The organism is Streptomyces violaceusniger Tu 4113, from assembly GCF_000147815.2.
GTDB lineage: Bacteria > Actinomycetota > Actinomycetes > Streptomycetales > Streptomycetaceae > Streptomyces > Streptomyces violaceusniger_A.
Genome location: NC_015957.1, coordinates 7321496 through 7344023, shown reverse-complemented (window position 1 = coordinate 7344023; position 22528 = coordinate 7321496). Strand labels below are relative to the sequence as shown.

Annotated in this window: 20 protein-coding genes and 5 pseudogenes; 11 read left to right on the top strand and 14 right to left on the bottom strand. The window is 68.5% G+C overall.

Features of this window, described 5'->3' with window-relative positions; genetic code table 11:
- The first annotated feature begins 43 nt into the window (after positions 1 to 43).
- Positions 44 to 469, top strand: a complete 426-nt coding sequence (locus STRVI_RS30045) for a winged helix-turn-helix transcriptional regulator (protein WP_014059360.1) — start codon at positions 44 to 46, stop codon at positions 467 to 469.
- A 240-nt stretch (positions 470 to 709) separates the two neighbouring features.
- Positions 710 to 1725 (top strand): annotated as a pseudogene (locus STRVI_RS30035) (IS3 family transposase); the annotation flags it as partial.
- On the opposite strand, the gene STRVI_RS30030 reads toward STRVI_RS30035, so the two are convergent.
- Positions 1717 to 3132, bottom strand: a complete 1416-nt coding sequence (locus STRVI_RS30030) for an IS701 family transposase (RefSeq protein ID WP_014059358.1) — start codon at positions 3130 to 3132, stop codon at positions 1717 to 1719. The pseudogene STRVI_RS30035 and the gene STRVI_RS30030 sit on opposite strands and share 9 nt — an antisense overlap.
- 57 nt (positions 3133 to 3189) lie before the next feature.
- Here STRVI_RS30030 and STRVI_RS48920 point away from each other — a divergent pair.
- From STRVI_RS48920 to STRVI_RS48910, 3 genes and pseudogenes are all read left to right on the top strand, one after another.
- Positions 3190 to 3438, top strand: a pseudogene (locus STRVI_RS48920) (integrase core domain-containing protein); the annotation flags it as partial.
- Positions 3377 to 3766: a zinc-binding dehydrogenase gene (locus STRVI_RS48915; RefSeq protein ID WP_106685749.1), complete on the top strand. Its 390-nt coding sequence runs from the start codon at positions 3377 to 3379 to the stop codon at positions 3764 to 3766. The pseudogene STRVI_RS48920 and the gene STRVI_RS48915, both read left to right, overlap by 62 nt.
- 103 nt (positions 3767 to 3869) lie before the next feature.
- Positions 3870 to 4958, top strand: a pseudogene (locus tag STRVI_RS48910) (integrase core domain-containing protein).
- A 151-nt stretch (positions 4959 to 5109) separates the two neighbouring features.
- On the opposite strand, the gene STRVI_RS52190 reads toward STRVI_RS48910, so the two are convergent.
- The 4 genes and pseudogenes from STRVI_RS52190 to STRVI_RS48905 all read right to left on the bottom strand — a co-directional run.
- Positions 5110 to 5514: a hypothetical protein gene (locus STRVI_RS52190; RefSeq protein WP_014059357.1), complete on the bottom strand. Its 405-nt coding sequence runs from the start codon at positions 5512 to 5514 to the stop codon at positions 5110 to 5112.
- Positions 5515 to 6026: 512 nt separating this feature from the next.
- Positions 6027 to 6287, bottom strand: coding sequence for a hypothetical protein (locus STRVI_RS30020; protein WP_014059356.1), 261 nt, complete (start codon positions 6285 to 6287; stop codon positions 6027 to 6029).
- On the bottom strand, positions 6284 to 6631 hold the full coding sequence (locus tag STRVI_RS30015; protein WP_014059355.1) for a hypothetical protein: 348 nt from the start codon (positions 6629 to 6631) through the stop codon (positions 6284 to 6286). Before STRVI_RS30015 ends, STRVI_RS30020 begins: the two co-directional genes overlap by 4 nt.
- 840 nt (positions 6632 to 7471) lie before the next feature.
- Positions 7472 to 7798 (bottom strand): annotated as a pseudogene (locus STRVI_RS48905) (transposase); the annotation flags it as partial.
- 230 nt (positions 7799 to 8028) lie between these two features.
- Here STRVI_RS48905 and STRVI_RS30010 point away from each other — a divergent pair.
- Positions 8029 to 8904, top strand: coding sequence for a cyclase family protein (locus STRVI_RS30010; protein WP_014059354.1), 876 nt, complete (start codon positions 8029 to 8031; stop codon positions 8902 to 8904).
- A 463-nt stretch (positions 8905 to 9367) separates the two neighbouring features.
- On the opposite strand, the gene STRVI_RS30005 is transcribed toward STRVI_RS30010, so the two are convergent.
- A complete protein-coding gene (locus tag STRVI_RS30005) occupies positions 9368 to 10510 on the bottom strand; it encodes an aminotransferase class I/II-fold pyridoxal phosphate-dependent enzyme (protein WP_014059353.1) in 1143 nt (380 codons plus the stop codon).
- Between the two features lie 93 nt (positions 10511 to 10603).
- On the opposite strand from STRVI_RS30005, the gene STRVI_RS30000 reads away from it, so the two are divergent.
- Positions 10604 to 12004 (top strand): PLP-dependent aminotransferase family protein, encoded by a 1401-nt coding sequence (locus tag STRVI_RS30000; protein WP_014059352.1) that lies wholly within the window; start codon positions 10604 to 10606, stop codon positions 12002 to 12004.
- Positions 12005 to 12357: 353 nt separating this feature from the next.
- On the opposite strand, the gene STRVI_RS53000 is transcribed toward STRVI_RS30000, so the two are convergent.
- Positions 12358 to 12555, bottom strand: coding sequence for a hypothetical protein (locus STRVI_RS53000; protein WP_167543236.1), 198 nt, complete (start codon positions 12553 to 12555; stop codon positions 12358 to 12360).
- Between the two features lie 143 nt (positions 12556 to 12698).
- On the opposite strand from STRVI_RS53000, the gene STRVI_RS29995 reads away from it, so the two are divergent.
- Both STRVI_RS29995 and STRVI_RS54975 read left to right on the top strand, forming a co-directional pair.
- Positions 12699 to 13625: an alpha/beta hydrolase gene (locus STRVI_RS29995; RefSeq protein WP_014059351.1), complete on the top strand. Its 927-nt coding sequence runs from the start codon at positions 12699 to 12701 to the stop codon at positions 13623 to 13625.
- A 486-nt stretch (positions 13626 to 14111) separates the two neighbouring features.
- Positions 14112 to 14339 carry a hypothetical protein gene (locus STRVI_RS54975; protein WP_251983020.1) on the top strand — a complete coding sequence of 76 codons (228 nt, stop codon included), beginning with the start codon at positions 14112 to 14114 and terminating at the stop codon, positions 14337 to 14339.
- Between the two features lie 166 nt (positions 14340 to 14505).
- Here STRVI_RS54975 and STRVI_RS54970 read toward each other — a convergent pair.
- Positions 14506 to 15393 (bottom strand): annotated as a pseudogene (locus STRVI_RS54970) (GlxA family transcriptional regulator); the annotation flags it as partial.
- Between the two features lie 255 nt (positions 15394 to 15648).
- Here STRVI_RS54970 and STRVI_RS29985 point away from each other — a divergent pair.
- A complete protein-coding gene (locus STRVI_RS29985; protein ID WP_014059350.1) occupies positions 15649 to 16902 on the top strand; it encodes an MFS transporter in 1254 nt (417 codons plus the stop codon).
- 180 nt (positions 16903 to 17082) lie between these two features.
- On the opposite strand, the gene STRVI_RS29980 is transcribed toward STRVI_RS29985, so the two are convergent.
- The 5 genes from STRVI_RS29980 to STRVI_RS54965 all read right to left on the bottom strand — a co-directional run bounded on the left by STRVI_RS29980 (position 17083) and on the right by STRVI_RS54965 (position 20654).
- Positions 17083 to 18354, bottom strand: a complete 1272-nt coding sequence (locus STRVI_RS29980; RefSeq protein WP_014059348.1) for an IS256 family transposase — start codon at positions 18352 to 18354, stop codon at positions 17083 to 17085.
- A 19-nt stretch (positions 18355 to 18373) separates the two neighbouring features.
- A complete protein-coding gene (locus STRVI_RS29975; RefSeq protein ID WP_150112930.1) occupies positions 18374 to 18685 on the bottom strand; it encodes a hypothetical protein in 312 nt (103 codons plus the stop codon).
- 4 nt (positions 18686 to 18689) lie between these two features.
- Entirely contained in the window at positions 18690 to 18965 is a 276-nt protein-coding gene (locus STRVI_RS51105) for a hypothetical protein (RefSeq protein WP_043236757.1), read from the bottom strand.
- Positions 18966 to 19590: 625 nt separating this feature from the next.
- A complete protein-coding gene (locus STRVI_RS29960) occupies positions 19591 to 19998 on the bottom strand; it encodes a hypothetical protein (protein WP_014059347.1) in 408 nt (135 codons plus the stop codon).
- Positions 19999 to 20387: 389 nt separating this feature from the next.
- Complete coding sequence (locus STRVI_RS54965) at positions 20388 to 20654, bottom strand: hypothetical protein (RefSeq protein WP_251982768.1); 267 nt, start codon at positions 20652 to 20654, stop codon at positions 20388 to 20390.
- 295 nt (positions 20655 to 20949) lie between these two features.
- Here STRVI_RS54965 and STRVI_RS52185 point away from each other — a divergent pair, with 295 nt between their 5' ends.
- On the top strand, positions 20950 to 21642 hold the full coding sequence (locus STRVI_RS52185) for a hypothetical protein (protein ID WP_150112929.1): 693 nt from the start codon (positions 20950 to 20952) through the stop codon (positions 21640 to 21642).
- A gap of 94 nt (positions 21643 to 21736) precedes the next feature.
- Here STRVI_RS52185 and STRVI_RS29945 read toward each other — a convergent pair whose 3' ends face one another.
- Positions 21737 to 22504 (bottom strand): hypothetical protein, encoded by a 768-nt coding sequence (locus tag STRVI_RS29945; RefSeq protein WP_014059344.1) that lies wholly within the window; start codon positions 22502 to 22504, stop codon positions 21737 to 21739.
- Positions 22505 to 22528: the final 24 nt, after the last annotated feature.

Genomic DNA, 22528 nt, shown 5'->3' with positions numbered 1-22528 from the left:
AGGTACCCTTCCGGAAGTACGTACTTTTTCGTAACCTGGGTGCGTGAACGAAACTCAACGGCTCGCCACGGCCCGGACCCTTCTCGCCGCGGACACCTTCGACCAGAACTGCCCGACCCGGGCGGCCCTCGACCAGATCACCACGCGCTGGTCGACGCTGATCCTGGCCGCGCTCACCGACGGGCCGCACCGGTTCTCGGCGCTCCAGTCCCGGATCGGCGGCATCAGCCACAAGATGCTGTCGCAGAACCTCAAGGCGCTGGTGGGCTTCGGCCTCGTGGACCGGACCGTGGCGCCCACCGTCCCGCCCCAGGTCACCTACGAGCTGACCGAGCTGGGCACGGATCTGACCGGTCCGCTGTCCGCCCTCATCCACTGGATGGGCGTCCACGCGGACCAGCTGATGACGAACGCACAGGCCGGAACCGGGGTCCGGGCCGGGACCGCGACCGCCGGCGCGGCGAACTGAGCGGGGTCCCGCTGCTGGCGGCTTACGAGCGCCAGGTCGGACCCGCCGAGACCCGAGCCGCCCGCGGATTCACGCCCGGTAAGGGATCGGAGGGGCTAACTCCGGCCCGGGGTGGGGCTATGCCGGGACCGCTCCGGTGGCCATGAGGCGGTCGAGTGCTTCCAGGTAGGGGGCGATCGTCAGGGGGCCTTTCCCCCTGAGCGTGGACACCTTGAGGGTCCAGTGGAAGAGATGCCACGCATGGTGATGAAGGTGTATTCGGCGGAGTTCAAGGCGGATGCTGTCGCGCTGTACCTGTCGGACCCGAAGAACACGTTCGAGGGCGTCGGCAAAGATCTGGGGATCAGCCGGGAGACGCTGCGGAACTGGGTGCGGGCCGAGCGGGCCCGCAAGGGCCAGGCGGCGGGCACCAGCGGCTCGCCGCGGGCGGCACAGACTGCCGAGGTAGCCTCCGACGATGTGTTGAAAGAAGAGAACAAGCAGCTCAGGGCCCGGATCAGTGAGCTGGAGACGGAGCGGGAGATCCTCCGGAGGGCCGCGAAGTATTTCGCCGGCGAGACCAACTGGTGAGTCGTTTCCAGTTCGTTGAGGATCATCGCGGCGCCTTCGGCGTCAAACGGCTGTGCCAGGTCCTGGAGGTCTCCCGGTCCGGGTTCTATCGGTGGCTGAAGGCCGCCCCGGCCCGCCTGGCGCGAGCCCGGGACGATGCCCGCCTCGCCCGGCGGATCCGGGAGATCCACAAGGAGTCCGACGGCACCTACGGGGTCTTGCGCGTCACGGCCGAACTGAAGGCCGCCGGGCTCGACGTCAACCACAAGCGCGTCGAGCGGGTGATGCGCCGCATCGGCCTCCAGGGCGTGCACCTGCGCAAGAAGGTCCGCACCACGGTCCCGGAACCGGAAGCGGCCCCGGTGCCGGACCTGCTGCGGCGCGACTTCACCGCGACCGAGCCGAACACCAAGTACGTCGGCGACATCACGTATCTCCCCATCGGCGATGGTCAATTCCTCTACCTGGCAACGGTGTTGGACCTGCATTCCAAGCGGCTCGCGGGCTGGTCGATCGCCGACCATATGCGCACCGAGTTGGTCACCGACGCACTCGAAACCGCCGCCCGCACCCGTGGTGGCAGCCTGGACGGAGCGATCTTCCACAGCGACAACGGAGCGCAGTACGCCCCCGGCCGCTCAGCGGGCCGAACCCGCCACCCGGTCGAGGAACCTGAGTTCGCGAAGGTGTGCGGCCGACTAGCGGTGGTTTGTTAAGGCGGGAGTGGGAGGTAGTGGCTGAGTGGTCGGCCGGTACTGACTGCGTTGATCAGGTTCTGTAACTCTGCTGGTGGGGGCGTGCTGGACCAGGCTTTCCACCAGTGTTGCAGCATGATGGTGGGGGTCAGCCAACTGCGGACGGTGCGTAGGGCCTGGGGCCAGCGTGCCGGGTGGTGCGATCGGGTGCCCCCTCTCTGGCCGGGTCGGCCGGTTGGCGGGAGGCGGTGGCAGTCCGGCTTCCCAGCAGAAGGAGAACGCGCAGTTGACCAGGGTCTGGTGGCGGCTGGTGGCAGGGTCGGTGCGGACCTGGAAGTCGGCCCAGCCCAGTTCGTCCTTGACCTGCTTGTAGCTCTGCTCGATCCAGTTGCGGATGCCGTAGATCCGCACGATTTCGGCGAGGTCGGCGGACGGGTGGGGGCTGCCGGTCTCGCGTGGTGAGCCGGGGCGGGGCAGGTTGGTGGCCAGATACCAGGTGGACTGCTCCGGCAGGGTGTCCGGGTCGGTGGTGGCCACTACCAGCCGGGTGGTCCCGTCCGGTCCCCACCAGCCCAGGGACGCCTCGGCGGCCCACCAGGTGGCGGTGTGCCCGTCACGGAAGGTCCGGGTCACCGCCGTCCAGTCGCCCGGCTGGTCGGGGCTGTGCCAGGCCAGTTCGCGGGCGGCGTCGGCCGGGGTGTGGGCGTCGGGGCCGTAGGCCCAGGTGCCGCGGCGCCGTTTGAGGGCCATCACGAGCGGGAGTCCGGCTGCGGCCAGTTCGGCGCGGAAGCCGTCCTGGTCGCCGTGGGCACAGTCGGCCGCTACCGCGCGGAAGTCCACTTCGGCTTCCGCGGCCTGGCGGGCGAGTGCGGCAGCGATCTGCAGTTTCGTGGCGAAGCCCGGATCGCTGCGGCCCTTGGGGAAGTGGTGGGCGGGGGTGTAGGGCACGGCGTGCAGCGGGTAGTACAGCCGCTCGTCCGCCCACAATGTAGTGACCGTGACGACCCCGTTGTCGGTCTTGCCGTATCGGCCCAGCCACTGCCGGCCCACGTTGGCGGTCGCGGTCCCGTCCTTACGGTCACCGGAGTCGTCGATGACCAGCACCCCACCGGCATGCGGAGCGGTGCGCGGATCATCCAGTAACCGCTCAAGACGACGGGCGTTGATCCGCTCGTGCTCCCAGGGGGATTCGGAGAGGAAGAACTGCAGCCGCTGCACTGCGGGGTGCTGGGCTCCCGCTGCCGGCTCGGCCCCGGCCAGGCATGTCAGCGTTTTGTTCCGTTCCCGCGGCGCCAGCAACCCCGTGAGGTACTGACGAAAACCCCGACGCTGAGCCAGCGAGTCGAACAGATCATCGAAGCCGGCGGCGTACTGCTCCAGCGGTCCCGGAGCCGGCGGACACGAACGACGAGCGGTCATCACACACCCCTGCTCATCCTCCTACTGCGATCCCGACCCGACGTCAACAAACCACCGCTAGGAGTGATCCGCTCGCGCGGCGCGGTCGGCACCAGCGCGGACAACGCCGCCGCGGAGAGCTTCAACGCAACCCTGAAAAGAGAGACCCTGCAAGGGAAGAAACGCTGGTCAGGGGCGCGTGAGGCCCGTCTCGCAGTGTTCCGGTGGGTCACCCGCTACAACACGCGGCGCAGGCACTCGGGGCTTGGCTACATCAGCCCGATCGCCTTCGAACAGCTATCAATTACGCTGGCCGCTACCGCATAGCAAACGGTGTCCACGCTTCGGGGGAAGCCCCCTCGACGCCGTGGTGGACACCGTCGGGGGTGACTCCTTGCGCGGCGTCGCCCCGCTGGCGGCGAAGCCGGACGCGCTCGTCTCCGTCGGGGACCTGTCGGTGCCCGAACTCGGCGGCGTGTTCGTCCATCGCCGCCTCGACCGGAGCGGCCTTGAGCGCGTCGCCGCGCTGATGGTCACCGGTCGGCTCGATCCGAACATCACGGCGACCTATCCGCTCGCGCGGGCGGGGGAAGCGCTGGCACTCGTCGAGTCGCACCACGCGTCGGGCAAGCTCGTCATCGACATGAGCCTCTGACCTCACGATGCGCGGTGAAGACCGTGTGCCGTTCAGAAATGCGTCGCTGCAGATCACTGGGGGTGTCTGGCGGGTTCTGCTGGGGTGCTGGGATCCTGCCGAGATGATCGTTTCGCTGGTGTATCGGGTGACGCGGAAGCTGTTGTCGGTCCCGGCAGTGCTGTTGCTCGGCAAGCGGCCAGGGATGCTGAACTGTTGGTGCTCCGTCACGAGAATGCGGTGCTGCGCAGGCAATGTGCGGACCCGGTCCGGTACGAGCCGGCGGACCGGCTCTGGTTCGCGGCGCTGTCCTCGCTGATACCCCGGTGGCGTTGGGCGCAGGTGTTTCCCGTGACACCTGGAACGTTGCTTGGCTGGCACCGAAGGCTTGTCGCGCGCAGATGGGACTACAGCGATCACCGGGGGAAGCCGGGTCGGCCGACGACGGCGACGGCGGTGAAGGAGTTGGTGGTGCGGTTGGCGCGGGAGAACCCGCGCTGGGGTTGCCGCAGGATTCAGGGCGAGCTCGCGCGGCTGGGGTATCGGCTCGGCGCCTCGACGGTCTGGGAGATCTTAACGGCGGCCGGTATCGGTCCGGCTCCCCGCCGTTGCGGACCGACGTGGCGTGAGTTTCTGACGGCGCAGGCCGTGTCCATCATCGCCTGCGACTTCGTGCACATCGATCTGGTGGACCTTCGCCGGGTGTACGCGCTGATCTTCCTGGAGCACGGCACGCGCCGCCTGCACATCTCTGGGGCGACCGCATATCCGACCGCAGCGTGGACGGTGCAGCAGGCCCGCAACCTCGCTGTCGAAATGGGCGTGCGTCTGGAGTCTCTGCGTTTTTTTGATCCGCGACCGGGATGGCAAATACACCGAGTCCTTCGACGCAGTCTTCCAGGCCGAGGACATCGAAACCGTAACGACCGCCCCACGGGCCCCGCGGATGAACGCGCACTGCGAGAGAGTCATCGGGACGCTACGACGCGAGGCCTTCGACCACGTGCTGGTCTGGAACGAGGCCCATGCTCGACACGTTCTTGAGAGCTACGCGCGGCACTACAACGGGCATCGACCACATCAGGCGCGGGCGCAACGCCCTCCTCTCGCCGAACACCAGACTGCACCGCTCTCCGACCTGAACACCACGCGGCGGCTACGCCGGACTCGTGTCCTCGGTGGCCTGATCAACGAGTACAGATACGCGGCCTGACAAGCCGCGATGGGTTTCTGAACGGCACAGGTCGAGTGGCGCTCACGCCCGCCACATCCTCGCGGCCTACGAGGCGTAGTGAGTGCTGGGCCGCTTGGCCCGGCGCTCACTACGGGCGTGCCTCGGACCGGGCCGGCATAGCGGGCAGCCACTATTCGGAGTCAGGGTGCATCTGTACCCACCGGCCGTCGGTGAACTTCATGTCCACGCCATAGTACGGCTGGGGTGAGGGGTTTGGCCGTTTGCCGAGGTGTAGCGCTGTCGGCGGCTTGGGACGGTCGGCGGACTGCGCTTTCGCGGCGCCCGGCTTCATTTTCGCATTGAGCTTCCGCAGCGCTTCGATCCTTTTGAGGAGTTTGGCGCGGCTGATATCTTTCGGTGCCCGGATGAGGCCGGGCGGAGCCGCTGAACGGGTCGCCGAGCGGTCCGTGGGCGATTGGCGGGTACGGTGCACCGGCTGTCCCCCCGTGGCGAAGACGCGTTTCTTCTTGCCCACCGGCTGGCGGCATACGACACAGAGCTTGAGCGCGTGCTTCGACCTGAAAGTGTCGGACACGATCCATAGGCGAGCTGAAGACAGGTTGGGAGAGTTCGGGCAAAATCCGATGCTCCTCCGTGAACCCGCTTCCTCCGGGCAGGTCGGCGGATTCACGCGGGAAACTCGAGACGTCGTCGTTGCCAGCCGGCTCAGCGGGAAGGGCTGAGGATCACCGGTCGTGGGACTGAGGCGAGAGCGAGATCGGCGGGTGTCGGCGAAACCTCAAAAGTGGACCACTGTCGGTCTCCCAAAGTTGGCCCCCTTCGATGGGCTCGTTGAGCCCGTAGGGTTCGAATGGCACAATGTCAGTCGCAGCAGCGCGATCGATTTTCATCTCGCGTGGACCACCGGCCACGCCAGAGTGTCTGCACGAGCGACTGTGGCCGACGACCGTCGGGACTCGGTGCACCCGCTCCGATCCGGGCTGATGGCATGCTCGGCAAGCACGGTTGCATGAACTGCACACCCGAGGCATCGAGCCCACCTGGATCCTCGGCGGCCTCAACAACGGCGCTGGAAGGGGAGCAACGTCATCCGTACCAGGTGATGTTGCAGATATAGATGCAGTGATGGCGTGGTGCTGAGAGGAAGCTGATGAAGCCGCGTCCGCCGAGAATGTCGAATTCTCGGAGTCCGCCTTCTCGGTCGAAGGGCCGCCCCACCTTTGCCGCGTCGACTCCAAGCGCGGCGAGTTCGGTCGCCAGTCGCTCGACCTCTGCTACGACACCTGGCGCAAGTCCGTCGGCGACGTACTCCTCACTCGGGTTGTACTCCCAGGTCCAGTCGGTCACAGCCCCGCCTCGGCCTCCGCGGCCTTACGGATCTGCTGAATTTCATGGATGGCCGTCGTCGGGTCCTGTTCGGCCATATCGACGATCTGCTCGAGTTCACGGAGGCGGGCGGCGCGTTCCGGGTGCCGCTCGATGGCGACGAACACGGCCCATGAGTGGACGAAAGCCCGCAGGGGTGCGAGGCTCTGTGTCTGCTGTGCGTTTGTAGTCGCCTCGAACAGGTGCTGAGTGAGCGCAGGGACTCTGCTGGGAGCGATCCGGGCGACAGCCGTGCGCAGTGCGTCAGGGGTGAGGTCGGGCATGGGGATCAGGGGTCCATACGGGCCGTCTGGCTGCGCACTCACGATGACCTCCTGTGCAGGGTTGCTCGTCGTACCCTACCGTGCGGGCGCGGTAGCCGTGAGAGACTCTTGTCCGCTCCGCAAGCCGTCGCATGGCGTGGCTGTTGCTATGGAGGAGTGGCTGATTGCCGTGTTCTCCGTAGGCGCGCAAGGGCGCGGTACGCTCCTGAACCGAGCGCTACGGTGCGGTACGGATCGTCGCGGAGAGTTGCCGTACCGCTGGGGGTCAAGGGGTCGCAGGTTCAAATCCTGTCGTGCCGACCAGCGTTTTCGCAGGTCGAAGGCCGTTTCCGCGGGTAGCGGAAGCGGCCTTAACCGTTTCCCGGCTGGGAGCAATGGGGAGCCCTCTGGGAGCCCTCGTGCTCCCAACTCGCAGACGTGTCAACGCCGCCCGGTTTGTCCGTCACCCGATCCGGTCGACCTGCAGCGCCGTACTGCGCTCCTATGCGCCGTTGTCAACCACAGGCTACCGAGGTCACCCCACCGCTATGGATGCTCTCGGCATCGAGAGGCATAAGGACCCCTTGTCGGCTCTCGACCCCCTTTCGGGGTGGGAGCACGTCGTCGTGCTCCCCACGCGACAGGAGGGAGCTGTGGGCTGATGACCTTGGTCGGCGTGTTTCCGCAGGCGGCCGACGCTCGGGTGTTCCGGCCACAAGGTGCCTGCTGGGCCAAGGTGAGGCAAAGCCCCTTGATGTCCGCCGGCAGACGGGGCACTCCCAGGGCATGAGCGCCGTATCGGGCTCTGCGGCGCAGTAGCAAGACGGTCGAGTGAGGGTCTCGGGCGCGAAAATAGCGTGCCAAGCGTGAGCTGACGGCTACCCCCGAGGCCGCTATGTCGTGTCAAGCCGCTTGAGAGCGATGTTCCACGATCGGATGGCTCCTGTGTTCGAGAAGCTTGAAGAGCTGTCGGCAGATGGCTCGCTTGAGACAGCGCTGGGCGTCGCGGGAGGTCTTTCCCTCGCTGACGCGGCGGGCGACGTACTCCTTCGTGGCCGGGTCCAGCCGCATCCTGATCAGGGTGATGGTGTGGAAAGCCCGGTTGAGCTGACGGTCACCACTGCGGTTGAGGCGATGCTTGTTCGTGAGGCCGGAGGAGGCCGGGATCGGGGCGACGCCGGCGAAGGAGGCGAAGGCAGCCTCGGAGCGGAACCTCCCAGCATGAGACCAGCCGTGGCAAGATTCTTTCGAAGCCTGGAAATTCTCCCACTCGCCTGGTCAGGCGGCCGCCGCCAAGCTGAGGACAGGACCGGGCCAACCCGCGAGGTGTCTGCTCCCTGAGCCCGCCGCCCTGCAGTCGGTTGCCGACGCCGTCAGGAATTCGCCAGAGGGAGAGCGGCCAGCCTTTCCCAGTGGGTTCACCACCATGAGTACGGGGCCGAGGAAGGACATCACGGGAAATGGCCGATAAGCAGGAACTGCCGAGCAATTGGGGCCGATGGGGCGCGGACGACGAGCTGGGCACGCTCAACCTGATCACCGAGGAAGCCCGGGCCCGGGGCGCCGCGGAGGTCCGTACCGGACGAGCGGTCTCGCTGGCCCGGCCGATCCGCCCGGCACCGCTGGTCAGCGGGCCCTTCGCGCCCACCACCGGTGACATCTCACCGGTCCAGCAGCTCATGCAGTACACCGGTGGCGCGCCCGCGACGGCGGACATGATCCTGGTGACCAACCATCACGTGCACTCGACCCACCTCGACGCCCTGGGGCACCAGATCCGGGACGGCCGGATCTACCCGGGGCGTCCCCTCGAAGAGAGCGTGACACCGGCCGGCGTGCGGCACGGTTCCACGACGGCGTTCGCCGCCGGGATCGCCACCCGGGGTGTCCTGCTCGACCTGGCCTTCGACGGCCCACTGCCCACGGGGCACCCGATCACCCCGGAGGACTTCGAGGCGGCAGAGGCCCGCCAGGGCATACAGCTGGAGTCCGGGGACGCCCTCGTGGTGCGCTGCGGGTGGGCCTACACCATCGACCCCGAGCGGCCGATGCCGGGCATCGGTCTGGACGCGGTGCGCTGGATGCACCGGCGTGGCGTGTCCCTGTACGCAGGCGACCTTGGCGACGCCCACCCGCCGTTTGATCCCGCCGTCCCCGGACCGCTGCACCGCGTCGCCCTTCCGCTGCTGGGCATGCCCCTGATCGACGTCGCGGAGCTGGAGGAACTGGCCGCCGTCTGCGCGGAGTCGCACCGCTACGCCTTCCTGCTCACGGTGGCGCCCCCGCGCATCCACGGATTGACCGGCGTCCCGGTCAATCCGCTGGCGATCTTCTGACAGCCGCGTACCCCACCCCGGGCGTCCCGGCGTGCTGCCATGCGGCGCAGCCCGCTGACGGCGACCACATCCGACTCGACTGAACCGCCTGCTCGGAATCAGGAAGCCAATGAAGGCGCAAGAGGTCGCGGCCGTGAGCGGGACGTCGAGCAGGATCGGTCGCTGGAGGCGGTGTACCGGGACGCCGGCGCCGCCCGCCTGCTGCTCCACAAGCCTACGGGCGAAACCGTCGGCTACGGGCCCGTGGTGCGGGGCCAGGTCGCCGCTGGGCGTGCGGACGAGCGGCGCACGGCAGTGGGGCGTGCCCCAACCAGAGGCCCGTTCGCCAGGGGAGCAACATCCGCGCGGGCCGGCGCGGGGTGATGTGGCTGCGTTCGGCGTCCGCCGTGACCGCCTCGCTCGGAGCAGGGCCTTTATCCTCCGCGCTTCGGGCGTGGCAGGGCGGGCCTCGGCCGATCGTGGTCTACGGCGTTCCCTTCGCGGACAGCTCTCCCGGCGTCGCGGACGCCAGGGCGTCGCCGAGCGCATCGAGCCCTTCGGACAGTCCGGTCCGGCCGAGGCCGATGCGAAGGTGTTCCCCCGCACCGGGTATGACGGAGGACGGAACGACGAAGACACCGTGGCGGGTGGCGAGGGTCTCGGCCGCACACCGGGCGTCGTCGTGCAGGAGCCTCGGGTAGGCAGTGGTCCCCGCCCGGGTGGGCACCCAGTCGAACCAGTCGGAGTGCTGCGCGAGGAAGTCCTCCAGAAGCGCGCGGTTGGCCGTGACGATGCCGCGCGCCCGACCGAGGAGCGTGGCGCGGGCCCGCAGGGCGACGATGGCGAGGATCTCGCTGGGCAGGCTGTTGTTCAACGTGGTCCAGTAGCGGAACTCGCGCAGGCTTTCCCGGTAGTCCACATCGGTACTGGCGACCCAGCCGATCCGCAGGCCGGCGAGTCCGTACACCTTCGAGACCCCGCTGACGGTGACGACGTGCGGGCCGAGCTCGACCCCGGAGGGCGGAGCGGCCTCAGGTGCTTCGAGCCCGCGGTAGACCTCGTCCACCAGCAAGCGCGCGCCCAACGACTCGGCGAGGCCGGCGAGCGCGCGGACCTGATCAGGCGACGGCAGGGCGCCGGTCGGATTGTTGGGCGCGTTGAGGACCAGCAGCCGGGTGCCGGGGCGGCACACGGACCGCACCCGGTCCACATCCAGCGCCCACCCGTCCCGGCCTGTGAGCTCGACGAGGTCGACGTCGGCGCCGACGGCCGCAGGCAGACCGGTCAGCAGCTGGTAGGTCGGGCCGATGACCACGGCGTGGTCGCCAGGGCTCAGGGCCGCGCTGACCGCGGCGAAAACGGCTTCGGTCGTGCCGGCGAAAGCATGGACGTCTTCCGGCTCGACGCCGCGGTAGAGCCCGGCGATCTCGGCGCGCAGCAGCGGATGCCCGAGGGAGTGTGAGTACCCCAGCGTGAGCGAGTTCCACAGCGTCCGGGTTTCCCTGTCGCACAGGGACAGGAGTTCATCAAGAGCGAGTCCCTCGATATCGGAGCTGGCGATGTTGTACCGGCAGTGGGGGCGGTACCGGTCGATCCAGTTCTCCAGCAGGAAGGCCGGCAGGCGCATCGGCGCATCACTCCTTGGTTCCGGGAAGTTCGTACGCCGACTTTGGTCTAATTGGCCTGGCACTGCGAAGGCCATTCGAAAAGGAGTGGCCTGATGGTGGCGTCCGATCGTCTCGTGGGCTGGCTCATGCCTTTCCTGGCGCAGCGGCCCCTGGCACGCGGCTTGGCGGAGGGCCTACGAGCTCTCGTCCTCGACGGGCGGCTCCTGCCGGAGGCGCGGCTGCCGTCGGAGCGGTCACTGGCGGAGAGCCTGGGGCTGTCCCGGGCCACGGTGACCAGTGCGTTCGATGTGCTGCGCGGGGAGGGGCTGCTGCGCAGCCGGCCGGGCGACGGCACCTGGATCGTGCTTCCGTCCCGCCGTCCGTCCGCGGACTCGGACGGTCCCGCGCGTCGAGGGGGTGCCATCGACCTGAGCGCAGCCCTGTTGCCGGCCGAGGGCTCCGTGGACGAGGCCGTACGACACGCCGCCTCACACCTGTTCCCCTTTCTGACCGGCACCGGGATACACCCGTCCGGACTCGACGAGCTGCGCGCGACGATCGCCGACCGCTATACCCGGCGTGGCCTGCCCACCGGCAGTGAGCAGGTGCTGGTCACCTCTGGCTCCCTGCACGGCTGGAACCTGCTGTTGCGTGCCGTGGCCTCCCCCGGCGACAGGATCCTCGTGGAGCAACCGACCTATCCCTCGGTCATCGACGCGGTACTCGCCCATCGTTTGCGCCCCGTCCCGCTGCCGGTCGACGAGGACGGCTGGGACGTCTCACAGCTGAGCGGCGAACGCACCGCCGTGGCGCACCTGACCTTCGACGGCCACAATCCCACCGGACACTGGGCCTCGGACGCCGAACGTGGTGCGGTACTCGCCGCCTTGCCGCACTCGACGCTCGTGGTCTGTGACGAAACCCTGGTGGACTTCCCCCACCAGGCCGTCACCGGTACACCGACTGCGGCACTGACGGGGCGGACAGTGGTGACGCTGGGGTCGACGAGCAAGAGTTTCTGGCCCGGGCTGCGGGTGGGCTGGATCCGCGGGCCGGTCGGTCTCATCAGGCGGATCACGGCGGTCCGCACGAGCCTGGATCTCGGTCCCGCGGTGGTCGACCAGCTCGCCGCTCGGCATCTACTCAACCACGCCGACCGGTTGATGCCCGCGCGGCGGAGGATGGTCGCCACTCGTCGGGACGCGCTACTCGAAGCACTGGATGCAGTCGGCTGGCGGCACCAGAGGCCACGGGGCGGTCTCTCGGTATGGGTGGACCTCGGCGGAATCTCCAGCACCGACCTCGCCAGGCTGGCGCTCGATCTCGGTGTACGCATCGTCGCAGGGCCTCGATTCACCATCACGGGAACGCATGACAGGCAGCTACGGCTGCCCTTCGTCCTCCCCCCCGCCACGCTCGCCGAAGCGGTCCGCCGGCTCGCCGAAGCGGCAGCACGGGCAGGGCGCGCCAAGCAGCCCTCCCGGCAAGCGCCTTACAGTTCACGGGTCCTGTGACCGCGGCCGTGCTCCCGGGACTCACAAGCGGGCATGTGGTGGCTTCCGGTGCGCCGGGCATCCGGGAGCTACCGACTCCTGTGACCCGCGCCCGCCCTGAGCGGCGGATTCACATCGGCGCAGTGCCGACGGCTTCGCACGAGAAGTCGGCACCGCGCCTCCTACGAACCACGAGGAGCCGCTGCGATGCAGCATGCGCGGATACCCCCGCGCCCGGACCAACACTGTTGTCCGAAGGGTGCCACCGCCTCGGTGAACGGCGAAGTCGATGAGGAAGACCACCGGATACTTCAGCAGTTGCCTCGCAGGGGAAGGCGATCCTGGACAGCGGCGCCAAGGGGGACGGTTTCGCCCTACAGATCTGCCCCTGAAGCAGTGGAACTTCGCGAGCCGATGAGAACACGACGATCATGAAAGAACCGCACCGACCCGACGAGCTTGAACACTATCGCGAGTGCGGCGGCCGGGCTGCGGACGCCGCCGGTGACCTTCGAGCGCAGTTTGACCGTGGAGAACGTCGATCGATGGGATTCGAAGAAGTATGGAGTCACGCCCCGAGGATGGTCTGCATCCGGGCCCTGTGGCTGGGCGAGCAGCTTCAGCCACCTGATCGGTTCTCGGAGGCAGCAGCCTACTTGTAGGTCATGGCGGATGCAGGCACGCCAGACTTGAAGACCACGATGAGAGGGGCACGATGCGAACCACTGCTCACCCGGCAACCGAGCGAGACCTGGAGGCCGTCGCCGACGCGCTCACCGCACTACGCGGCAAGGCAGACACCGGAGCCGCACTGCTCAGCCATTTCGACCGGTCGGCGGTCGGCTTCGCCACCGAGCCATGGCAAATCGGGGACCTGGCCAACGAGTGGGTGTGCGCCCCCGGCACGGGTAACGCCGGAGTAGTGCTCTACTTGCACGGCCGAAGGTTTCAACATGACGAACCCGCCGACATCTATGCCGGGCCGCTGTCTGCGGCGAGCGGCCTTCCGGTGCTGCTGACACACTACCGGCTCGCCCCACAGCACCCGTACCCGGCTGCGCTGGACGACGTCCTGTCCGTCTACCGCGCGCTGCTGGCACAAGGCTTTCCGGCGGACCAGATCGCGCTGGTCGGCCACTCGGCGGGCGCCACACTCGCTCTGTCCGCCCTGCAGCGCCTGCGCGAGTCCGGTGACCCCATACCGGCGTGCGCGGTCGCGCTGTGCCCGATCACCGACTTCACCCTCAGCGGCACATCGCTGACCAGCAACGCGGGTACCGACATCGTCAGCATGGAGGAGCTGCACCAGATCCGGGACACGTACCTCGCCGGCGCCCATCCCGCGGGAGCGCCGCAATCGCCGCTGGCCGGCACCACCGAGGGCCTGCCACCGCTGCTGATCGGTTGCGGCGACGCGGAACTGCTACGCGACGACGCAACCCGCTTCGCCGAGAAGGCAGACTCGGCCGGAGTCGATGTCAACCTCGAGATCTACCAGGACATGCCGCACGGCTTTCCGGTAATGGGTCTCGAATCCAGTGCCGACCTGACCCAGCGGGTGAGTGCCTTCATCACGCAACGGTTCAACGGCGGCTCGCCCGACACGCCGGAACGGTCGCTGACCATCCGTCGGCTCGGCTAGGCCTCGTATGAGATCATCACCGAACACGGCACCCGGCTGCTGGTCGATCCCTATCTTTCCGGCAGCGAAGGATTCCACAGCGGTCTCCCGGAAAGCCAGGTCCAACCCGCCGAGTTGGCCGACGCGGACATCATCGCTGTCACTCACGCCGGCTACGACCACCGCGGCCAGGCTCTGGAGATCACGCAGGCCGGAAGGCGATCCTGGTCAGCGGAACGGCGACCTACCAGGCCGCGGTACAAGCCGGCATCCCGGCCGAGCGGCTCGCGCTCACGGTTTCCGGGGTCGAGTTCCACTTCCGGGACGTGACCATCAAGTCTCTGCCCGCCCAGCACGAGTCAAGCATGCGCATCGACGGACAGTTCGTGGCCGACCAGCCCCAGAGCTTCATGGTCACCCACACAAGGTGGGAGCCGGACCCTGTGCGGAGGCGACTTCTCACTGTCCGAACAGGCACGTACTTGGGGCGAGATCTACAAGCCGGATGTGGCGGTATTGGGCATCGGCGGCATCCGGCTCGGACCGGTACGCATAACCGAGCTGCCGCCCGCCGAAGCCGCGATCGCAGCACGCTGGCTGGGCGTGTCCACCGTGATCCCGGTCCACTACACACCGGCCCAACTCGCCGCCGACCTGGGCGACGCCGCGCGAGTAGCCGTGCTCGAATTCGGGAAGACCTGGACGGCGCCGACCCGCAACCAGGATGGCCGGTAGCCCGAGGGCATCTCATCCTCGAACTCCCACAGGTCCATCCTGACAGTGAGCCCCTTCCAACCTGCGGCGTCCACGGAAGTCGGCCTGACAGACGAGTGAAGCCTCTGGTAGACGGGTTCACGACGAAGGTGATCCGTGCCACCAGAGGCTTCACGTGTTTGTTCACCCGTGCGGAGGCGGTCGGCGTGGTGTTGAGCGCGCGCCGGAAGCGCAGCCGCAGGTTGGAAGCGGTGCCCAAGCCCGAGTCCCGGGCCACCATGTCGATCGAGTGGTCAGTGGTCTCCAGCAGTTCGCGTGCCAGCCCGAGTCGTGCGCCCACCAGCCACTGCGTGGTGTCGTGCCCGTCTCCGCGGCGAACCGGCGCATGAAGGAACGCTCGGACATACCGGCGTGTCGGGCCAATTGGGTCACCGTGAGCGCCTCTCCCAGGCGTTCCAGCGCCCAGGCCCGGGTGTCGGCCAGTGCCGTGTCACCGCTGTCCGCGACCGGCGCGGGAACGTACTGGGCCTGGCCCCCTCGCGGTGAGGAGCGGCGACGATGACCCGGGCGATCTGGTTGGCCACCACGGCGCCCAAGTCGCGGCGCACGATGTGCAGGCACAGGTCGATGCCGCAGCACACCCCGGCCGAGGTCAGGATGCCTCCCTCGTCGACGTAGAGCACGTCACGCTCCACGTGTATGGCGGGGTGTTCCCGTTCCAGTGCGTCGGTGTACTGCCAGTGCGTGGTGGCGTGCAGTCCGTCGAGCAGGCCGGTCGCGGCCAGCACGAAGGCGCCGGTGCTGATGGACACCACGGGCCGACCTCGGTCGTGGGCCGTGACCAGCACGTCGAGCACCTCCCGCGGGAACGGCTGCAGGAGTCCTCCCGGGTCGAATCCCGGCACGATCAGCGTATCGGCGGTGTCGACGGCTTCCAGTCCGCTCGTGACGGCCATCGCGAAGCCCCTGGCGGTGGGGACGGGGCTGTCCGGTCCGCACACGGAGATCTCATAGGGGGTCTTCGGGGGCGCGGCGCGAAGATCTGCAGGGGGGTGGCCAGGTCGATGGGAGCCATTCCCTCCAGCGCCAGTACGGCCACTCGGTGAATGGCATGGCAACATCCTAACGAAAGTGGGCACTCTTGCCACTCGTGGCGGCCGGGCGGTGCGGCAACGCTTGAGTCATGACCGGATCCGCTTCACGGCCGACGCCCGCGCCGCCCTCCGACGCGACAGATGACATGACGGACACCGCGTGTTCCGTGACGGAAGGGTCATCGCGACCCGGCGGGAGCGCTGTTCCCACCCCGCGTCCCGGTCTCGGTGGTCTGGTGCTGCTGGGCTCCATCGTCATTTCCCTGCTGGCCGCCTCCAGTGCGCCGACGCCCTTGTACGCCACGTACGCGGACGCCTGGCACTTCTCACCGATCACCACAACCGTCGTCTTCGGCGTCTACGCGATTGCCGTACTAGTGTCCCTGCTCGTGTTCGGACGGGTCTCCGAGCACCTCGGCCGACGGCCAGTGCTACTGGCCGCGCTCGCCCTGCAGATCACCGCAACGGCCATCCTCGCCACCGCGCAGGGCGTGGACGCACTGCTGCTCGGACGAGTACTCCAGGGAATTTCCACCGGCGGCGCCGTCAGCGCGCTGGGCGCGGCGATGATGGACATCGACCGGCACCGCGGTGCCGTCACCAACGCCGCCGCACCGGGCATCGGCACCGGCACCGGCGCTCTGCTGTCCGGATGGCTGGTCCAGTACGCTCCCGCACCCACACACCTGGTGTACCTGGTCCTCATCGGTGTCTTCGTCGTCCAAGGCACAGCCGTGCTGCGGATGCCGGAAACCGTTCACCGCACGCCGGGCCTACGCGCCGCCCTGGTTCCCAGAATGGCCGTGCCGACCGGCCTGTGGGGCCCCGTGCTGGCCGCGGCACCGATCCTGTTCGCCACATGGGCACTCGCCGGCTTCTACGGCTCACTCGGTCCCGCACTCGCCCGACAACTGTCCGGCTCCCACTCCACAGTGGTCGCCGCACTCGGACTCTTCCTGCTGACGGTCGCCGGGACACTGTCAGCCGCCATCCTCGGCCGTACCCCGCCACACAAGGCCGTGATGCTCGGCATCGCCCTGCTCACAGCGGCCACACTCGCCGCGCTGACCGCCATCGACAAGGAGTCAGCACCAGGATTCTTCGGCAGCACCATCATCGCCGGACTGGGCTTCGGCGCCGGATTCCAGGGCGGCCTACGCACCGTCGTCTCCCGCGCGGCACCGCGCGAACGGGCCGGTCTCCTATCCGTCCTCTACATCGTGAGCTACCTCGGCATGGGACTGCCCTCGGTCATCGCCGGAATACTCGTCGTCCACGGCGGAGGGCTCATGCCCACCGCCCACCACTACATGTGGTCCGTCCTCGCGCTCTCAGCCATCGCCCTGGCCGGACTACTCCTCACCAACCGCCGCCCCAGGATCCAACGACACGTCACCCGTGACCGACGCGAACGACCAAACCCGCAGGAACCCAGAACACAGGACCGCACCCACCATGACACGGGCCCCACGTACTCAAAGTGCCACTGAACGGGTCCGGGACTCTCTCCTACTCACTGAACAGCAGAGGCTCGACGCCCAAGAGGGACGCCGTCGCCTCGTAGACGCTGCGCGCGAGGGCCGGATCCCGGGCGAGCCGTGAAGGCGGCGTCACCGGCCCCGATCCGGTGAAGTAGGGCGTGTACGGAACTTTGTGTAAGTCCTCGATTTTCACTTGGGGTTGAGCCGGTCCTCGAAGAAGAGTGAGAACTGGTTCAGTGCCTTCTTCCAGTGTGCCGCGACGTGGTTGACATCGCGCGCTCTGGGGGTGACCTGCTCACGGATGGCGAGGTAGAGCACCTTCAACGCGGCCTGCTCGGAGGGGAAGTGTCCGCGGTTGCGGGTGGCTTTCCGCAGCCGCGCGTTGATCGACTCGATCAGGTTCGTCGAGTAGACGACCTTCCTTATCTCCGGCGGGAAGGCGAGGTAGGGGGTGAATTCGCTCCACGCGGCCTGCCAGGTCCGCACGATCGCGGGATACCGCTGGCCCAGCTCGCCTGCGGTGAAGTCGGCGAGGGCCTGCTCGGCGGCCTGCTCGGTCGGGGCGGTGTAAATGGCCTTCAACTCCGTGACCAGCTTTGCGTGGTGCTGTTTGGAGGCGAATCTCAGCGAGGCACGGATCAAGTGGATCACGCATGTCTGAACGGTGGCTTTGGGCCAGGTCGCAGTGACCGCGTCGGGCAGGCCCTTCAGCCCGTCGCAGGCGACGATGCACACGTCCTCGACCCCGCGGTTACGGAGCTCGGACAGCGCGGTCATCCAGGTCGTGGCGCCTTCGCCCTCGTCGCCGGCCCACAGGCCGAGCACGTCCTTGCAGCCGTCCATGTCCACCCCGACGGCCAGGTAGACCGGCCGGGAGGCCACGGATCCGGAGCGGATCTTCACCCACAGCGCGTCGATGTAGATGATCGGCCAGACCGCGTCCAGCGGTCTGTTCCGCCATGCGTCGAGCTCATCGGTGACAGCGTCGGTGACCTTGCTGATCAAGTCCGGTGAGACCTCGACGCCGTACATGCCGGCCAGGTGCGAGCGGATGTCGCGCACCGACATGCCGCGTGCGTACAGCGACAGGACCTGCTCGTTGAAGCCCGCGAGCCGCCTGGCGTGCTTGGGCACCAACTGCGGTTCGAACGACCCGTCACGGTCCCTCGGAACGGCCAGTGTGACCGCCCCCGCATCGGTCAGCACCGTCTTGCGCGATGTGCCGTTGCGGCTGTTGCCCGAGCCGTGGCCCGCGGGATCGTGTTTCTCGTATCCGAGGTGGTCGGTCATCTCCGCGTCCAGGGCCCGCTCCAGCACGGCCCGGGTCACCTCGGTCAGCAGCCCGCCTTCACCCAGCAGGGCAGCACCCGAGGCGTCGGCGCGGTCCATCAACCGCTCGACGACCTCATCCACGAGCTCGTCCTCGACCGGTCCGACGGCCAGGATCTCGTTGTCGTTCATGTCCGTCCGTCCCGGCTGGTCAAAGGCCCAGGTCAGAGCCACGGCCAGCCTGCCACATCACGGACTTACACGATCTTTCAGACACGCTCGTGAAGTAGCCCCCGTTGGGCTCTGGAGCGGGAGAGGCGGTGGCGAGGGAGCAGGAGGGCCGCACGCCTTCGTCCGGCGTGATCGAGAACGGCCGGAACAGCGGGGCGGTGAGCCGTATCAGTCCGCCGACGTCGGTATTGAAGGCGTTCTTCACCATGCCGGGGTCGGCGTTGTAGGCCTGCATGCCGCCGGGCAGGCGCCAGCCACCAGGTAACGGATGGCGTCGATCATCCAATGCCACGAAGTCAAGAGCCCAGCGGCGGTGTCAAGGCATCAGGGAGAGTGATCTTGTAGGTGTTCGGCGCGGTGCGGATGAGTCGGCCGTTGCGGGCCCAGTAGCAGAGTTGCGCGGTGAGGCTGCTGAGGGGGCGCCCCGAGGTGGGGAGCCCGAGATGTCGCGCGATGTCCCGGGTGTGCATGGCCTGGTTGGAGTTCGCGGCCAAGAGTTGGCAGACCTGGCCCCAGCGGCCGGAGAGGGCCAGGCTCGGGTCCTGCGTGCTGGGCAGGGCTGGTGGGTGCACGGGATCTCCACAGGGCTCGTGCGGTGCTGGCCAGGGTGATGGCGCCGTACGCGCGCATCCACGTTATGCAGACCTGCCGCCCGCAATCGGCCAAGCATTGCACCAGGCCAGGCGGTAGTCGGACCTCTCATCAGCGTCTCCCACGGCACCCCTCGGGCCCGGTGACACCACCCCCCAGGTCATGCCTTCGACAGGGGGGAACAGTCATGCCGGGCCCGGAGGCCAGCGGCCCTCCTGCAGGACCGCGAAGAAGATAACGGGGGAGCTGAGAGAAGTGGTCGGCGAGCTGGCCGAGCTGGCGGGTGATCTCGTCGGCCAGTCTCACCGGGTAGGGGGCGGGGTGGGGCATGCTCCTCCGGGTCAGGAGGACTGTCAGTGGTGGTGGCGGTGGCCGACGCGTTGGGTCTCGGCGAGGACGGCCTCCGGGCGGGCGCCGGCCAGCGGGGAGGCGCGGTCGGGGGCGGTCGGGATGCAGGCGCGCAGGTAGCGGCGGAACAGGGCGGTCGCGAGTCGGGGCTTGAGCCTGTGGCTGATGGGTGGGGGTGTGCGGGGTGCTACGGGTTTCTCCGGGGATTGAGCGCTGTGGCGGGCGGCCCCGGCGGGTGCCGGGGCCGCCGGGGCGGTCTTACGGGGTGCGCCGGGACGGTGCGGGGCGCGAGGGGGAGCTGGCCGGTGCCGGATGCTGCGCGGCGGGGCGGGGTGCTCGGGTGCGGGCGTCGTGCACGGCCTGCCGGTAGGCGGCTTCGTCGAAGACATCGGGCGTGCAGTTGACCTCGTACCCGGCCAGGAGCAGGGCGGGGATGGCGCGGGTCGCCAGGCGCTTCTGCTCGTCGGCACCGAGGTGTTCGGGCACGGTGTGCCAGGTGTAGATCGGTGCGCTCGTGGGGTATTCGTGGCGTTCCAGGCCGAGCTGTTCCAGCAGGTCGTGGAGCTTGGCGGGGGCGCCGGTGGGGGTGTCGGCGTGGATGGTGGTGGTCAGGGCCTTGATGTAGATCTCGACGTCCGTGCCGTATTCGTCGGCCAGGTTGGCCATGTGTTTCTCTCCGGGTTCAAGGGGGGCGGGAGGCCGAGGGCTGGGCGTGGCTCGGCAGCGGTGAAGTGGCCAGCTGTTGCGCAGGGCGTGCGGCGTGGTTGCGGGCGCGGAGGATGACGCGGGCGGCCTGGCTCATGGAGCTGGCGGTGTCCCCGGCCGTGCGATGGGCTCGGTTTCCTCGCCGTGGGCGGCGCTCTGAAAGTCGCTGGCGGCGGTCCAGGCCCGGACGACGACTTCCCTGGTGAGGGGCAGCCCGGGGACGGGGGCGGCCACCTCGGTCGGGACCTCGGCGACCTTACCGCTGGTCTCGGCGGCTGCGACCCGCTCGGTGAGCCGGGTGAGGTAGCGCAGGGCCGCGTCTCGTTCGCCGTTCGGCGTGGCCAGCGTGTTCAGGGCGGGGTCGAGGTGGACGCTGTGACCGGCGCGAGCAGGGCGTGCGAGGCGGTGGTCGCCTTCAGCCTCTGCTGCTCGACGGGCAGGTCGTGGGGAAGCCGGTGGTAGTCCCCGCGTGGTCCTGCAATGGAGAGGAAGCCGCGGGTTCGCTGGAGGATGTCCGGCGCCTGCTCGGTGCCCCTGATGGCGACGCCCAGGTCGGTTCCTTTCTGTACGGCTACTGATTCGTAGGTGTCCGTCCAGGTCAAGTTGCTGCTGCTCAAGTCGGTGCTGGGGCGGTGGCTCGGCGCGACAGGTGTCGTGCACGGAGGTGGTTTCTGTTGGCAGCCGGTGGATCCCCCCGCCCCCCACGCAGGGGCGGGCCGTCGTCGCTCCGCGCCCAGCCCGACGCGAGCTCGCTCACGACATGAGCGGAGCCCGGGATTGCCTTGAAAGGTTCGGCGATTCGGGAGGGGTCCCGTGGCAGGGCCGTACCGTCTGTGACGGAGGTGGGACATGGCCAGACGGGGCTCGACGGAGTGGGGCATGCCGCGAGGGCCGAGAGGCGGTCGGCTGCGGGTGGTGGTGAGCGTCGGGATACTGGTGGCCTTGGCAGGGTGTTCCGGAGCCTCCGACGACTCGGACAAGGAGTCTCCCGAGGAGGCCGCCACGGCTCGGAAATCCCCCGCGACCGCTTCGCGTTCGCCTTCACCTTCTCCGTCCCCGACGCCGAGCGCCGACTCGATCGCCCAGGCATGTGGCGATACGCAGTTCGACGTTGACGATGTCCTTCCCTGGAATCCGGAGGCGCCTGCCTACGCCGGTGGCGGAACGCACAGCGTCACGTTGTTCAAGGGCGGTCCCGACTTCGACGAGTCGGGCACGGAGTCGGATGCCGAAGCCGATGACGAGCCGAAGCTGCCTGACAAATGGGCTTCTTCCAGTGATCCGGAGCTGATCGTCTGCGAATTTCTGGCGAAGGAATCCGTGGGGGGCCAGCTGATCACATGCGAGTACGAGGAGCTGGGTGGTGACGGATCTGTCAGCACCCGCGTGCCTGTGTACTCGGCGGGATACAGCTATCGGGTGCTCGAAGCCAAGACAGGGCGGTTGGTGGATACGTTCAAGCTGAGCGGTTCAGTGAGTGGTTGGGATTCCTGCCCGGTTGAGCAGAGCGACATCGCGTCCAGCGAAGCGGCGTATCAGCACGTTTCCAGCCGTGACTTGACTAAACGGCTGCGTTCCCTGGTCGAGGGGCCCACGGGGGACTGAGGTGAAGGGCAGCCCGGCCCTGGGGCGCGGTCCGCGCCCCAGGGCCGGGCCAAGGCCCGGCGGTCCAGCACTCAGAAGTCGGGCTCCGTGTGCTTCATCGAGCCCTGGTGGCCGGCGTACGGGGGCCGGCCGGGGAGGGCGGCGTGGAGGCTGGGGCGGAGGTGGGCGCGGTCCGGCCTGCGGGGTGCTGGAGGGCGGTGCCGATGGCGAGCGCGTTGAGCTGCGGGCCGATCGCTCGCAGGGCGCGGGCCTGCGCCCTGGTGTCGTCGCCGCTGAGGCGGTAGATGCCGCTCTGCGGGTCCTTGGTGAAGCCGTTGGCGACGAGGATGGCGCCGGCGCGGTCGCCGACGGGGGCGGTGGCGGCGCTGCCATCTGGCTGCCAGGTCAGGACGACCCGGTCCGGCTGGGAGGGCTGGATGCTACTCAGGGCGTTGTGCCGGACCTGGGCGAGTGCGCTGTCGTAGCGGGCGAGCAGGTCGTCGGCGACCTGCTCGGCGCTCAGGAACGAGTCGTCCGCCAGGGCGATGCCGTTGGGCTCGGGGACGGCGCGGTATGCCTCATCGGGCAGGGCCCGCGGGGCGACGGCGGCGATGAGGTATCCGTCGCGTTCGTCGTGCCGGTCCAGGACGATGAGCTGGGCGCCGTCGGGGCGGCTCAGGACGGCTGCCTGCTGGAGCGGGTGTTCGGCGAGGGAGGCGGCGACCAGGTCCAGGTCCCAGATGTGGTCCGCCAGTTCGGTGAGGTCGTCCTTGGCGTTCGGCGGGAGGTGCATGCCGGTCCAGGTGCCGGGGAGTTCGTCGGCGAGGACGTCGGCGTAGGAGGCGAGGCGCTCGGAGGTGTCGGAGGTGTCGTGGTCGTGCATGGTGTCCTTGGGCGAGGTGGGAGT